The 13,939-nt window shown below is 64.4% G+C and carries 12 protein-coding genes; 4 read left to right on the top strand and 8 right to left on the bottom strand.

Annotated elements, in window-relative coordinates; all coding sequences use genetic code 11:
• Position 1: 1 nt before the first annotated feature.
• The gene (gene pknB / locus ACN50D_RS30230; protein ID WP_211921181.1) at positions 2 to 2,065 is read right to left on the bottom strand and encodes a Stk1 family PASTA domain-containing Ser/Thr kinase; all 2,064 of its coding nucleotides are present in this window, start codon (positions 2,063 to 2,065) and stop codon (positions 2 to 4) included.
• 319 nt (positions 2,066 to 2,384) lie between these two features.
• On the opposite strand from pknB, the gene ACN50D_RS30225 reads away from it, so the two are divergent.
• Positions 2,385 to 2,753, top strand: a complete 369-nt coding sequence (locus ACN50D_RS30225; RefSeq protein WP_003941747.1) for an Rv2175c family DNA-binding protein — start codon at positions 2,385 to 2,387, stop codon at positions 2,751 to 2,753.
• Positions 2,754 to 2,773: 20 nt separating this feature from the next.
• Here ACN50D_RS30225 and ACN50D_RS30220 read toward each other — a convergent pair whose 3' ends face one another.
• From ACN50D_RS30220 to ACN50D_RS30205, 4 genes are all read right to left on the bottom strand, one after another.
• Positions 2,774 to 3,718 (bottom strand): phytoene/squalene synthase family protein, encoded by a 945-nt coding sequence (locus tag ACN50D_RS30220; protein WP_211921179.1) that lies wholly within the window; start codon positions 3,716 to 3,718, stop codon positions 2,774 to 2,776.
• Positions 3,719 to 3,728: 10 nt separating this feature from the next.
• Entirely contained in the window at positions 3,729 to 5,306 is a 1,578-nt protein-coding gene (locus tag ACN50D_RS30215) for an alpha-(1->6)-mannopyranosyltransferase A (protein ID WP_118602988.1), read from the bottom strand.
• A gap of 98 nt (positions 5,307 to 5,404) precedes the next feature.
• Complete coding sequence (gene crtI / locus ACN50D_RS30210; RefSeq protein ID WP_211921178.1) at positions 5,405 to 6,997, bottom strand: phytoene desaturase family protein; 1,593 nt, start codon at positions 6,995 to 6,997, stop codon at positions 5,405 to 5,407.
• Positions 6,998 to 6,999: 2 nt separating this feature from the next.
• Positions 7,000 to 8,139: a polyprenyl synthetase family protein gene (locus ACN50D_RS30205; RefSeq protein WP_080726734.1), complete on the bottom strand. Its 1,140-nt coding sequence runs from the start codon at positions 8,137 to 8,139 to the stop codon at positions 7,000 to 7,002.
• 170 nt (positions 8,140 to 8,309) lie between these two features.
• Between ACN50D_RS30205 and ACN50D_RS30200 the strand changes: the two genes are divergently transcribed.
• Complete coding sequence (locus ACN50D_RS30200) at positions 8,310 to 9,299, top strand: methylenetetrahydrofolate reductase (protein WP_003941803.1); 990 nt, start codon at positions 8,310 to 8,312, stop codon at positions 9,297 to 9,299.
• A 62-nt stretch (positions 9,300 to 9,361) separates the two neighbouring features.
• Here the strand turns inward: ACN50D_RS30200 and ACN50D_RS30195 are convergent, their stop codons facing one another.
• The 3 genes from ACN50D_RS30195 to ACN50D_RS30185 form a co-directional block, all read right to left on the bottom strand.
• The gene (locus ACN50D_RS30195; RefSeq protein WP_064444269.1) at positions 9,362 to 10,156 is read right to left on the bottom strand and encodes an LppM family (lipo)protein; all 795 of its coding nucleotides are present in this window, start codon (positions 10,154 to 10,156) and stop codon (positions 9,362 to 9,364) included.
• 70 nt (positions 10,157 to 10,226) lie between these two features.
• Positions 10,227 to 11,825 (bottom strand): phytoene desaturase family protein, encoded by a 1,599-nt coding sequence (locus ACN50D_RS30190; protein WP_042452826.1) that lies wholly within the window; start codon positions 11,823 to 11,825, stop codon positions 10,227 to 10,229.
• A complete protein-coding gene (locus tag ACN50D_RS30185) occupies positions 11,822 to 12,427 on the bottom strand; it encodes a GNAT family N-acetyltransferase (protein WP_003941672.1) in 606 nt (201 codons plus the stop codon). Before ACN50D_RS30185 ends, ACN50D_RS30190 begins: the two co-directional genes overlap by 4 nt.
• Positions 12,428 to 12,574: 147 nt before the next feature.
• Here ACN50D_RS30185 and ACN50D_RS30180 point away from each other — a divergent pair, with 147 nt between their 5' ends.
• Complete coding sequence (locus ACN50D_RS30180) at positions 12,575 to 13,126, top strand: SAV_6107 family HEPN domain-containing protein (protein WP_223304500.1); 552 nt, start codon at positions 12,575 to 12,577, stop codon at positions 13,124 to 13,126.
• A 237-nt stretch (positions 13,127 to 13,363) separates the two neighbouring features.
• Complete coding sequence (locus ACN50D_RS30175) at positions 13,364 to 13,810, top strand: DUF3040 domain-containing protein (RefSeq protein WP_003941660.1); 447 nt, start codon at positions 13,364 to 13,366, stop codon at positions 13,808 to 13,810.
• The last annotated feature ends 129 nt before the right edge of the window (positions 13,811 to 13,939 follow it).

The raw sequence follows: 13,939 nt of genomic DNA, 5'->3' as shown, positions 1-13,939 counted from the left end.
GTCAGGGAATTGCGACGACGCTGATGTCGGTGCCCTTGGCAACGAGGTCGTTCTTGACGCTCTGGCTGATGATGACCGAGCTGTCGTTCTGGGTGAGCTGACGCACGGTGATCTCGAGGCCGAGGCGGCCGAGTTCTTCGCGTGCTGAGGAGACGGAGCGGCCGATCAGCGAGGGAACCTTGACGGAATCGGAGATGAGGAGAACCACGGAGGTGCCGGCGTTGACGGAGGACCCGACTGCGGGATCGGTGCCGATCACGCTACCGCCCTCGACGGCGTCGTCGAACGTTGTTCTGGTGGTGCTGACTGAGATGCCTACCTTGTCGAGGGCGGCGCGCGCAGCGTTCTCGGACATGCCCTTCACATCGGGAATGTCTACGGGCGGTGACCCTTTGGACGTGATGACCTTGACCGAGGAGCCCACGGCAACTTCGGTTCCCGGTGCCGGGTCGAGCGCGGCCACGCCGCCGATCGGGATCTTGGAGCTGAATGTGTCCCCGCCGTCGACCGCGACGAGAGTGCGGTCGGCGAGTTGTGCGCCCAGGGCCGAGACGTCGCCGCCGGCCGGAATGGGCGGGACAGTCGGACGCCCGAGCGAAGTCAGTAACGCCACGGTCGAGCCTTTGGTAACCCTCGAGCCGGAGGCCGGGTCTGTCCCGATCACCGTGTCGATGGGTTGGGCGTCGGAGTACTGACCCTGGACGTCGGGGGAGAGCCCGGCGTCCTGCAGAGCGGTGACCGCAGTGTCCTTGGTCAGCCCGTCGATCGAGGGAACGGCTGTATAGCGGCCAGATCCCATCCACCATCCGCCGAAGCCCAACGCGAGCGCGAGGACCGCGATGACGAGCAGCCAGATCAGGGTGGCTCGTCGCGATTTACGACGTGCCTCGACAAAATGAGCATGCGGATCGTCGTGCCCCGGGTGGTCGTCGCCGAAATCGGAACCGTCGTCGAAATCCGAGTCACCGTCGACCGTCGCCGGACGAGCAGTTTGTGCGGTGACCGCGCGAGTGTGCTGGATACCGCCAGGGGGAGGAGAGCCCGTGCCGAGCGCCGTGGTGGCTGCCACAGCCGGGGCCACGCCGGACGCCAATACCGTCGTGGCAGCAGGGTTCGGGCGCGCAGCAGAGTTCGGGTGTACCTCCGTGGGAGGCGCGGGCGCCGGTTGTGGCCGGGCCGGGGCAACTTGCGCGCTCTGGTGCTGGGCGCTTCGACGCGGAGCGGGAACGCGGTATGCCGGAAGTTCCAGTTGCTCGCTCACACTGCGAAGTGCAGCTGCCATCTCACCGGCGTCGGCGAAACGATGTGCGGGCTCGCGGTGAGTGGCTTCGGCGACCAGACGATCGAACTGCGCCGGTACACCGGGGATACGTGAACCTGGGCGCGGGACATCGTCGTGGATGCGTTGGTAGGCGATGGAGAGTGACGTATCGCCGGTGAACGGTGTTGTACCGGTGAGAAGTTCGAACATCAACACACCGGTCGAGTAGACGTCGCTTCGAGTGTCGGCAATTCCTGACGTCACCTGTTCCGGCGACAGATAGGCCGCGGTGCCGAGGATCACGCTGTTGGAGGTGGTGGTTGCTGCCGCAGCTGCACGCACCAATCCGAAGTCGGCGATCTTCACTTCGCCGGTGTCCGAGATCAAGATGTTCTCGGGTTTGACGTCACGGTGAACCAGTCCCGCTCGATGCGCCACCGCCAACGCGTCCAGGACAGGTGCCACGACTGCAGCGACTGCGTGTGGCGGCATCGGTCCGCGCTCACGAAGGAGTTCACGCAAGGTTCCACCGTCGACGAGTTCCATCACGAGGAACACGTGATTGCGATCGCTGCCTTGGTCGTAGACGGCCACAAGGGCCGGATGCTTGAGTCGGGCCACGGCCCGGGCCTCGAACTCGAAACGAGTCAGGAACGCTGGATCGCCGGCGAATTGCGGGTCCATCACCTTGATCGCGACAGGTCGATCCAACCGTGTATCGAGGCCTCGATACACGGTCGACATACCGCCGCGCGCGATCGGTGCGTCCACTCGATAGCGGCGCTCGAGCATTTCGCCGATCAACCCTCGACCTCCGTAATGACTGTTCCTCCGTGCTTGCGATCTGCGTGCTTGTGATCTGTCTGCTTGCGGTCTGGGTGGTAGCTGTCAGCAATGTGGGTGGTTGTATACCGCGTACCGGTTCCCGCAGTGAGGGCACCGAATTACATCCACCGCGAAATCCCGGTTACTGATACGCCGCATCCCGTCCATCGTAGCCAGCGATACCGACGCGGAAGTCTCGAGAACGTCACAGAGCGCTGTGACCTGAGCGGAGCGGCAGTTTCGAGCACTGCACCGGGCGGTACACAGCGGGCTCGCCGGACCGGATAAACTTCTCGCGGTGAGCGCGATTCCTTATTGTGATGATGTCCTGGATTCTTCGGTTTCCCTGTTCCAGCTTGTGGATGTGGCGAAGAACGTCGGGTTGCCGGTGAGCAAGGTTCACCAGTTGCTTCGCGATCACAAGATCATCGCGGTCAAGCGGCATGGCGTTCTCGGTGTCCCCGAAGTGTTCTTCGGCGAGGACGGCCAGATCGTCAAGTGGCTGCCCGGTCTGCTGGCGGTGCTGCACGACGGCGGCTACACCGATGTCGAAATCCTCCGCTGGTTGTTCCTGGCCGACGATTCCCTGCCGGGGCGCCCGGTGGACGCACTGCATGGTGATCTCGCGCGTGAGGTCATCCGCCGCGCACAGGCCATGGCTTTCTGAGCTGCCGGCCTTCTGACAACTCACCGCATGCGGTTTTTCGCCGCGTAGGTTGCCGACCGGACCAGACCCGGCGCAGCGACTCGAAGTCGCGTGCGTCCGGGAACGGACACACGTCGATGCAGTATCCGGAAGTCGGCGCGCTCGACCTGGTCGAGAATTGCTCCGTACAACACGAAAGCCGTGCGGATAGACGGCTGGACCCGCCGATCGAGCATCGGGATGCCGGATTCGGCAGACCGATACCGCCCCCGCGTCACGGCAATGAAGTGTGCCAGCGCGCGCTTGACCCGAACGTCCACCGTTCCGGTTCTGCGCCCGTGCTCGAGCATCTCGATGTCGACGCCGAATGCGGCGAACTCGCCCGCCGGTAGATACAGACGTCCCCGGTCGAGGTCTTCACCGACGTCGCGGATGAAGTTGGTCAGCTGAAACGCCTCACCGAGATTCGACGCGGGCACTACCGCTTCCTGCTGCGGAACGCTCACTCCGAGAATCGGGAGCATCTGCAAACCGATGACGACGGCAGAGCCGTACATGTACTCGCTGAGTTCGTCCATCGTGTTGTAAACGGGTCGAAACTTCGCCGTGTCGGGGGCGTCCATCCGCATGGACTCGAAGAAGGCGTCGAAATATGCGCGCGGGATGTCGAACGTCTTCACAGCATCGGCGAAGGCCGGGAGTACGCGTGTCAGGTCGAGGGGAACCGTCGACGGGAAGCCAACTGTCGCAGTGGGGTTGTCGAGTGCGTTGACGGCTGCACGTTCGACGTCGGCGAGCACCGTGCCTCGTTCATGCGGACCCGAGGGTTCGTCCACGATGTCGTCGACGACGCGAGCAAATGCGTAGAGCGCGTGAACTGCGCGGCGTCGAGGTACGGGCAACAACCGGGTGGCCAGAAAGTACGTTCGGCCGTGTTCCCTCGTCACGTCCTCGCAGAATTCATAGGACGCAGGCAGTGCGTTCATGACACGCGGATCACGCAGATCCTGACGTCGAGGGCGCCGAGGCGGCTGACGTCATTTCGATCGGTTTCTCGTGTTTGCGTCCACGAAGTCGCAGTGGGTCTTCCGTCTGCAAGGACATCGCCGCGATCACGGCAGCGACGATGGCCAGAGCCACGTGCGGGAAGGTGTACAGGCCGATCGATCCGTCCGGCTGGAACACCAGCATCAGCCAGGTGGACAGCCCGGTCAGTACGGCGAGAGTCGTCGGCGACATTGCGAAACCGGCAGCTACTGCCAGCGGCCAGGAGTAGTACCAGGGGAGTGCTGCGGGGGACAGAACGACGATGGCGACCATCACGATCACGATGCCCATGACGGCGTCGCGCTCGGTCTTGCGGTAGCGCCACCACACGACGGCGATGATCGCGACCAACACAACCGCCGAGATGGTCCGGGAGACTTCGAGGATGTCGTTGAAATGGTCGCCGGCGAACCAGGAGGTTGCCATGGTTCCGATGTGCGCCACGATCGTGGGCAGCGAGAGCCAGTTGATGATCTTTGCCGAACCGGAGAGTGCCGTCGTCCAGCCGAGGCCGACTCCGGCGATCAGTGAGGTGGATCCGAGTACCGCCACGAACACCGCGAAACCTGCGCCGGCCGTTTTGACGAACGATCGGATCGGTGACGCCGGTTCTCGCCCGGCCGCTGCGGCGTCCTCCCGCTCGTGGATCATCCAGATCCAGACTATGAAGGGAAGTGCGACGCCCGCGGTTGCCTTGATCGCGACGGCGAGCGCGATCAGCCCGATCCCGAAGAGGTGCTTGCGTTCGAGAGCGAGCGCAATGCCTGCGGCCATGAGGCCGACCATGAGCATCTCGTTGTGAACGCCGCCGATCAGGTGGATCAGGACGAGGGGATTGAGTACTGCGAGCCACAGGGCGATCGAGGTGTTTCCGCCGAGCTTCGTCGCGAGATGGGGAACGGCCCACATCATCAGGGCGAGTCCGGGCAGCATCGTGATCCGCAACAGCATCGTGCCGGCGATGACGTTCTCACCGGTCAGCCGAACGATGGCGTCGGCAAGGAGAAGGTGAACCGGACCGTACGGGGTAGTTGTCGTCGTCCACACGTTTGAGACGTTGTCGAGCAGGATTCCCGGATTGACGACGGGGCCGACGGCATAGGGGTCGAAGCCGTTGCGCAACAACGCGCCTTGCGCCAGGTAGGAGTAGGCGTCACGGCTGAACATGGGCACCGCGAACAGCAGCGGAAACGTCCAGACCGGGACGACGTAGCGCAATCCGCGCAACGAGACGTCACCGCGCAGAGTCGAGCGGCCCAGTCGAACCCAGGCGGCGATCATGCACAGGACACCGATCCAGACGATGGCCGCCGACAGAATCGATCCGTGGCCGAAACGGAGCCAGGACAGATGCATCGACTCGAGCAGCGGATCTTGGCGCCGGACGCTACCGGCACCGAATCCGCCGAAGGTGATCATGACTGCGCCGAAGAAACCGAGCAGTGCACTGTGACCTTCGGGAGTCCGAAGGAAATTGGCGGCCCTTAGGTGCCACGGTCTTTCAGTGGCTGCGGCAGAGGACGTCATCGGTGCAGGTTCCTCCCCCGAGGAGATCGGTGTCGATCGGCGCATGCAGCGCCCGAGTCGGTGAATCGTGGATGAATGGTCGGTTACGAGGGGCTAGTTTAGTTGCTCGCACGAGTGCCCACCGCGCTGGCTCGCTCGCGTGTACCGGTAATACGTTCGGCGGCGAGCCGTCCGGACAGCAGAACGGTCGGTACTCCCACCCCCGGAACGGTTCCCGATCCGGCGAGAACGACGTTGTCGAAGCCGCGGGCTAGGTTCTTGCGTCGGAACGGCCCCGTCTGGGTGAAGGTGTGTGACGCCGCGAACGGGCTACCCGCGGCCATGCCCTTTTCGAGCCAGGTCTGCGGGGTGTCGATGTGATCGATATCGAACCCCTCCACCAGTCCCGTATAGCCACGTTCTTGCAGCGTGAGGATGATTTCACGCACGTAGGCCGGGCCGAGAGTCGACCAGTCGAGCCTTGCACTGTCCAGATTCGGGCACGGCGCGAGGACTGACAGCGGTTCACGGATTCGGCCGTCTCGCGAGAAGGTCAGGCTCGGATCGGTCTGTGCCGGTCGGGTGACGAGCAGTGACGGATCACTCATCAGTCGCCCGCGGCCGCGGCGTGCCGTGATCTCGGCGAAGGTACGCTTCCACGCCTCGCCGAAGTCGATCATGTGGTGTCGCTGCGCGGGCCATTCGTCGGCGACCGCGGAGGAAACAGTGCCGTGAATCACGACAGCGGACGGCGATGTACGCACCGGGCGCGGACGCAATCGCGTATGCGGGCGCAACAGCGAGTCCGTGACGGCCATGTCGGGAGTGAGGACGGCGGCGTCACAGTCGAAGCGCTCGCCGTCGCGTGTGTGAACAGTGTGCACGCGCCGATCGCTCACCTCGAGGCGTTCGACAGTGCGGCCGAGATGCAGAATTCCGCCGGCCTCGGTGAAGGCGTCGGCCATCGACTCGGCGATTGTGCGCATCCCGCCCTCGGGGAAGTAGACGCCGAGTGAGGTGTCCATGTGAGCGATCGCCCCGTACACCGCGAGGGCCCGAGACGGAGCAACGCCCGCATACAGCGCTTGGAAGGTGAAGATCCGCCGGAGGCGAGGGTCGCGGATCTTGCGATCCACCTGCCCGCCCAGTTTCCCGAATCCTCCCAGTGCGACGAGCCGGCTCAGATCTTTGACTGCGTCACGCGAATTGACCAGTCCGAGTGGAGAATCGAAGTCGGCGTCCATGAAGCGGTCGAATTCCGCGTCGAAGATCCGGTTCAGCCATCGCCGCAACGCACGGTATCGCTGCGCTTCTTCCGGCCCGCAGACACGGGAGACCTCGGCAGCCATGTCTTCTGGATCGGCGTGGACATCGAGAGCGGTGCCGTCTGCGAATCGCGCGTGGTACGTCGGATCGAGCTTGTGCACAACGAATTTGGGGTTTGTCGAGGCTGGGTCGGCACCGACGGCCGCAAGCGCGTCTTCGACGAGTTCGGGCATCGTGAGCACCGTTGCGCCGTTGTCGATGCTGTAGTCATTGCCCTGGTAGACACCGACTCGCCCACCGGCCGAGCTGTTGCTCTCGAGAATCGTGACGTCGCGGCCGGCGCCACGCAGATACAACCCCGCAGACAGTCCGGCAAGTCCCGCGCCGACGATCACGACTCGATCGGTCGGCGAGCTGACGGTTCGAGTGCGGTGCACGTGTGCCACGGTCAGTAGCTTCGCTTCGTGGCCGCGATCGCCATGTCGGTCAGGCGAGCCTTGGACTCTGCCGTTGCCGTGCTCGAGTCGAGGGCGTTCGCAGCTGCCTCGACGAGGGTGTCGATCTGCGTTTCGACGTCGGTGACGGCGCCCAGATCGGTGATCACCTGGCGCAGAGTGTCGACCTCGGTGTCGGTCAGCTGGGTGCCGATTCCGTTGCGGAGCAGTTCTGCTGCCGCCGGATCTGCGGCGTCGGCGCGGGCAAGCGCCATCGCGAACAGGACAGTTCGCTTACCGGCGATGAGATCGTCGCCCGACGGTTTGCCCGTGACGGACGGATCTCCGAAGACACCGAGCAGGTCGTCGCGAAGTTGGAAGGCGATACCGATGTCCGTGCCGAAGGTCCGGTAGGCATCGACCAACTCGGCGTCCGCACCGAACAGCGCGGCGCCGAGGTGCAGTGGGCGTTCGATCGTGTACGCGGCGGTCTTGTAGCGGTTGACCCGCATGGCTGCCTCGACGGTCTCGTCGCCTCGGGCTTCATTGCTGATGTCGAGGAATTGGCCACCGAGCACCTCGGTCCGCATTGCCGACCAGACCGGGCTGACACGTGCGGCCGCCTCGGGGCTGATCCCGGATTCTCGGATCATGTCGTCCGCCCAGGCCAAGGCCAGGTCGCCGAGAAGAATGGCGACGGCCTCGCCGAAGTGCGCGGAATCGCCGCTCCACTCCTCGTCTCGGTGCTGGTCCTCGAATTCGACATGAACGGTCGGGAAGCCGCGCCTGGTCGTGGATGCGTCGATGATGTCGTCGTGGACGAGCGCGCAGGCCTGCACCAGTTCGAGGGCGGCGCACGCACGAATCACCGCGTCTGCGCCCTTACCGTTCGGGTCGCCTCCGGCGCCGAGCCATCCCGTCCAGGCGAACGACGGTCGGACGCGCTTTCCTCCGCGCAGGACGAAGGCCTCGAGGGTGCTGACGGCCTCCTCGTATCCACCGCCGATGTTCGAGACGAGTTCGCGGCGTGAAGCGAAGAAGTCGCGGAGCGCTGCTTCGAACAGACCTGGCAGTTCGAGTGAGGTCGGATGCGGTGCGGTGTTGGTCGAACTCTGTCCAACGCGCGCGGTTCCTGCGGACAGGGTGGCCTCCAAGATCGGTATGTTCTCGCGCCGGATGGTTACACGGAAGCGAGCTTGGGGCCCAGCTTAGTAGGGGTTGGAATCAACGGCGGGTCGGGCCGTGAACTGCGCGATCCTGACATTCGGGATACGCAGTACTGGGCGATGAGCTTGTTTGCAGCTGGAAAACATATGCTTGACCGGTGACATTCGATCCAGTCAGGGGCCGCTCCAGCGAGGGGTGGGCCACCCGAACACCGTCGATCGTCGATCGGATCGCTTCCTCGACAGGTAGCCGTATTCCGTTCTCGGTCGAGTTTTCGCCGCCGCGTGACGCGGACGCCGAAGCGCGCCTGTGGCGTGCGGTGCGTACCTTCGAGCGGCTCGGACCGGCGTTCGTCTCGATGACCTACGGCGCAGGTGGCTCGACGCGCGATCGTACGGTGCGTGTCACCGGCGAACTTGCCGAAGAGACGACCCTGCTGCCGGTTGCTCACCTGACTGCTGTCTCACACAGCACCGAAGAGCTTCGCGCCATGGTCGGTGCCTACGCCGATCGTGGGATCAGCAACATCCTGGTATTGCGCGGCGATCCGCCCGGCGATCCGCTCGGCGAGTGGAAGAAGCATCCCGAAGGCGTCGAGTACGCCGAGGAACTCGTGCGGATGGTCCGTGACCTGGGCGACTTCCACGTCGGCGTCGCATCGTTCCCCGAGGGGCACTACCGCGCTCCGGACTTGGCATACGACACGAAGTACCTGGTGTCGAAGTTGCGTGCCGGCGCCGAGTACTCGATCACACAGATGTTCTTCGACGTGGAGGACTACCTGCGTCTTCGTGACCGGGTGAGTGCGTACGACGCAGAACAGGGCGCCAAGCCGATCATCCCGGAGATCATGCCGGTGACGTCGCTACGCTCGGTGCGGCGCATGCTCGAGCTCTCGGGCTCGTCATTGCCCCCCGCTCTCGAGCGTCGATTCGACGCCGCGGCCGGAAGCGGTCCGGACGAGAACCGTGCAGCGGTCCGCGAACTCGGCATCGATCTGGCCACCGAGATGGGTGAGCGGTTGATCGCCGAAGGCGCTCCGTGCCTGCACTTCATCACGTTGAACTTCGCGCGCGCCACCAGTGAGGTCCTCGAGCGACTCGGTCTCACTCCCGACACTTCGGTCGGGACAGCACAAGCCGTCTGATCTCCGGTTGCCCCGCTCGACGACAATCGAGTGGGGCAATCGAGTGGGGCAATCGCCAGGCGCTACTTCGTGGTGTTTTTCGGATTCTTGTTGTCAGCTTGCTTGCTGGCAGGTGATTTCGTGACAGGCGTCTTCATGACCGGTGCTTTCGCGGCGGGCGCGCGCTTGATCGGTGCTCGATTGCGCGCCATCCAGGCCATCGCACCGACGACAATCGCGACACCGAGCGCCAGCCCGGCCATGATTCCTGCCCACCCGGCGAAGCTTCGGGTGCTTGGGTCCGCGTAGTTGACCTCGGCGCGCATCGTGGACACCTCGCCGGCGGGCAAGGTCCACGACACCCGGGAATCGCCGTCTCGTGTTCCGTTGGTCGTGCCGACCCGTGCCGGGAAGGCGATGCTGACCTGGACGTCGGCGCCCTGAGTTGGAACCGTCTTCAGGTCTGCCTTGCCGTCGAGCGTGACGGTGTCCCCGGATCGCTTGAGGGTGATCTGGAACGACCCGGACCCCTCGGCGTACATGGAGCCCAGTTGGGCGACGTCACCGAAGGACAAGTCGCTGAAGAACGCCTGGCTGCCGACGTACCCGTCCTTCTTGTACTCCTGAACCCGTATCTTGTCCTCCAGCGACGAAGGTGGGGTCAGCTGCGGACCCTTGTCCGCCTCGTTCGCCGGAATAGCGGCAGCTACCACCTGTCCGGTCACACGATCGTTCGCGGACACTCCCATCGACACCTGCACGCGGATGCACCCGGCAAGCAAGGGAACAAGCATGAGGGCGAGCGCGGCAACCGTCAGGAAACGTTTCCGACTGGTCGGCTTGGCGGCGGGATCGGTGGACTGTTGCACAGTGGTCATCGTGCCAGCCGTGGCGTAGCCAGTCATCGAGGCGGGGGCGTGTCGGCGGGTGAAGTTCGGCGGGTGACCTTCACGACCTGCTCGAACGACGCATCCAACGACGAGTCGCGCCCCGGCGGCTGTCCGACAGTGCGATTCGAGCCGCACTGCGACCGCTGGCTCCGGACACACCGCCACCGGGATGAGTCGATGCTCCGGTCAGATACAACCCGTCTGCTCCCGGAACGCGATGGCCGGACAGTTCCGGAAGCGGTCGCCACAACATCATCTGATCGAGTGACATCTCGACGTGCATGACATTTCCGCCGATCATCCCCAATTCCGACTCGATGTCCCGGGGGGTCTGAATGAACCGGTCGAGGACGGAATCGGCGAACCCGGGTGCGAAAGCCTCCATCTCGCCGACGATCCGGTCGGCCTCCGCCTCGGCGACCGATGCCCAATCGCGATGTCCGCTGAGGCGATACGGTTGCCACTGCGACCACAGTGTCACCTGATGCCGACCGGCCGGGGCGATCGTGGGATCGATTCCGCTGAAACTCATTCCGAGAACCGCAGGGCGAGGAGGAAGTTCCCCCGCCAGTGCTGCGCCGTGTGCAGTGCGCAAGTGTGCGCGATCGGAGACGAGTAATTGCAATCCCGAGGTACTTTCCCGTGTCGTGGCGTCGCCGCGGTACGACGGAAGCGCGGATGTCGCCAGTCGAAGTACCGCGCCGATGCCGGGGCCGACCCTGATTTTCCGCCGCCAGTGATCGAGCGTGGTTCGGTCGAAGCCCCCTCGGCCCAGGAGATCGAGCGTGGTCAGGATGTGGCACCCGGCGATTACCTTGCGAGCGTGAACTTCTCGACCGCTCTCGGTTGTGGCGGTCCAGTGACTCGAGTTTCGGCGGATCGACGTCACGCCGTCACCGAGCGCGACGGTGGCGCCGTCGACAGCCATTCGGGAGGCCAGCGCAGCACTCAGTGCGCCGCTTCCACCGACTGCTCGCCCTGGCGGCAAGACGTGCATGAGGGCCGCGAAGCCGACCATCGGAGCGGTTCCTGGTTCCGACATCGCAGGCCCGGACTGGGCGCCGAACCACGCAAGCGCTGCTTTGAGTGCCTCACTGTCGAAATACTCGTCGAGCAGTGCGTCGCCAGGCGCGAGGAACTGCCGAGACAGTTCGCTGTTGCCGCGTGCGGTGGCGAGACCTCCGAACGCACCGATCAGGTTCGATCCGGTGGGCGGTGCGGAAAACGCTTTCATGACATGTCGACTGCGCTCCGACCAGACCGCGACGAATCGCCGGTAGGAGTCGGCGTCCTTTGTCCCGCATGCTCGTTCGATGGACCAGCAGGTTGCGTCGAGGTCGCGGTGAAACACGATGCCCGGCCCGTCGGTGCCCGGGGCGGGCGGCGCGAACGCCCACGGGTCACAGTCGATGTAGCGCAGTCCGTGCGCGCCGAGTCCGAGTTCCTCGATGATGCCGCTGTGTCGGATCATGAGGTGTGCCGACGACCCCCGGTCCACCTTGTATCCGGGAAATCGCTCGACGGTCGAGACGGCGCCGCCGAGAACTGTGTCCTTCTCCAGAACCTCGACCGACCAACCCTCGCGTGCGAGGTAGGCGGCCGATACGAGCGCGTTGTGTCCGGAGCCGACGACGACGGCGTCGAGAAGCGCGCTCACAGCGGCAGTCCACGGCCGAGGACTGCGAACGGCCGGTTGTCGCCGGCAAAACGAAATCTGCGGAGCACGTCACGAAAGCCGAGGCGACGGTACAGCCGCCAGGCTCGGTTGTCCTCGTCGTACACCTCGGGTGTCGACAACAGAACACTGCGTTCGGGTCGATCGACGAGGAGGTGACGCAAGAGCGATTCGCCCAACCGGTGACCTTGTCCGTTCGGATGCACGTGGAGTTCGGTGAGTTCGAAGTAGTCGCTCAGAATCGCGTCGATCTCGCTCTGGGGACGACCCGAGCGCCGAAGCCCGTGCAGTACCTGTTGATGCCACCACTGGTCCGGGCTCCCGCGATACCCGTAAGCGATCCCCACCAGCGGCAGATTTTCGTGTGACGGTTGCTGAGGAACCGCCAAAGCGCCGACTGCCTTCCAGCCAGGCCGGTTCGCGTGCTCCTGCCACATCGGTGCGCGATGGAACTCGGTTCCTCGCGGATAGTCCATCGCGGTGACGTACACGGCCAGTGCCTCGTGGAGTCGACTCGCGAATTCTGCGCGATCGAGGTCGACCGTATGTGGTGTCCAGGCGATCTGCGGGTCGACCGGTCTCACCTCTTCTCTTGACGGCGTGTCGGTGGGTGCAGTTATATTGAATAGGTCGAACAGATGTTCGATGTGGGTGATCCGGAGATGCCCGAAGGGAAGCGGGCATCTCCGGCCCACCTGGTCTTGGATCCTCACGGTGCAGGAGGTGCCCCGATGTCCGAGCGTGTGAAGCCTGAACGTGTGAAGTGCCAACGAACTCTTCCTGCCGAGTTGTCGAGTCCGTCGGATGCCGCAATTTCTCGATTGCCGATGTCGGCGAGGCGGTCCTTCGGCGCGAGGGACGCCAGCGACCGCACTGCTCGAGTGGGAAAGTCCGGTGTGGCGTGGGGGCTGCTCCGGAAGGCGGATGCGCTTCTCGAGGAAGCGATTGGGGCGGGCGATCCTGCCGACCGGTTCCGGTGTGCCTACCTGGCGGCCCTACGTGGTGCCGGGGCAGTGTTGGCCGCAGCTCCTGCCGGTGCCGGCTCGAAGCGCAAGCGAAGCGGAAACGCGTGGGTTCTGATGGACGCCGCAGCGCCCGCGTTCGGAGCGTGGTCGAAGTTCTTCGCAGGGTGGTCCTCTACGCGTGCGGCCGTGGAAACCGGCGTGTCGATCGTGATCACGGACTCCGATTCCGACGCATTCTTCGCCGAGGTCGGCCGTTTTCTCACGGCGGTCGAAGATTTCATCGGTCAGGACGCGTCCGAGCATTTGCGAGCGTCGTGAACAAATGGTCCGTGTCGGCAGTTGTTTCCGGGGAATTTCCTGGTCCGCACAGGCAAATGGAGCCGAATCGGGGCCCTTCCGCACGAATACGTACGCTTGTGGCGGAACTCGTACCCGGAGTTGGTGGTCCGAGACCTAAACTGCTCGTATTATGAAAACAGGTAATCGTCCAACTTGATTACCCGCCGCCTCACACCGTGGGGTGGTTGCCAAACTTCCAGTGCCGGGGGAGGTACCGTGCCACTCTCCGAGCACGAGCAGCGCATGCTCGATCAGATCGAGAGCGCTCTCTATGCCGAAGACCCCAAGTTCGCCTCCAATGTGAGGGGCGGCCGTATGCGGGCGCCGTCGAGTAGACGGCGGTTCCAAGCAGCGGCTCTATTCGTGCTGGGTCTGGTCCTGCTGATCGCGGGGGTTGCACTCCCGCTCAAGCCGGGCGGTTTTCCGATCATCAGCCTGTTCGGTTTCTTGTTCATGTTCGGCGCAGGGGTGTTGTTCCTCTGGGGTGGTGGACGTAAGTCTGCGCCGGCCGCCGACTCCGCTTCCGAAGGTGGCAATCATCCCTCCGGTCCGCCGGGTAGGGGTAGTGCCGGCGGATCCGGGCGGGGACGCGGCCGGAAGTCCGGCGGCGGATTCTCGTCGCGGATGGAAGATCGATTCAAACGCAGGTTCGAGCAGGACTAGCTCTCCCGCCCTTCTTCGGGCGTACTTCGAGAGTGATGCAGTTCGGACGTGACGCCCTCTTCAGGGCACGGACGACCACACGTGTGGGGGGGGGGGGGGGGGGGGGGGGGGGGGGGGGGGGGCCGGGGC

Source organism: Rhodococcus sp. SB1D (assembly GCF_048573875.1).
In the GTDB taxonomy this organism is placed as follows: Bacteria; Actinomycetota; Actinomycetes; order Mycobacteriales; family Mycobacteriaceae; genus Rhodococcus_F; species Rhodococcus_F qingshengii.
Note: the sequence above shows the minus strand (reverse complement) of the source record. Positions and strands in the feature narration are given on the sequence as shown.

Bases quoted from the DNA above. Each gene is read 5' to 3' on its own strand.
- ACN50D_RS30220 (WP_211921179.1), bottom strand. From the start codon at position 3,718: ATGAACGCACTGCCTGCGTCCTATGAATTCTGCGAGGACGTGACGAGG.
- ACN50D_RS30215 (WP_118602988.1), bottom strand. From the start codon at position 5,306: ATGACGTCCTCTGCCGCAGCCACTGAAAGACCGTGGCACCTAAGGGCC.
- ACN50D_RS30195 (WP_064444269.1), bottom strand. From the start codon at position 10,156: ATGACCACTGTGCAACAGTCCACCGATCCCGCCGCCAAGCCGACCAGT.
- ACN50D_RS30180 (WP_223304500.1), top strand. From the start codon at position 12,575: ATGTCCGAGCGTGTGAAGCCTGAACGTGTGAAGTGCCAACGAACTCTT.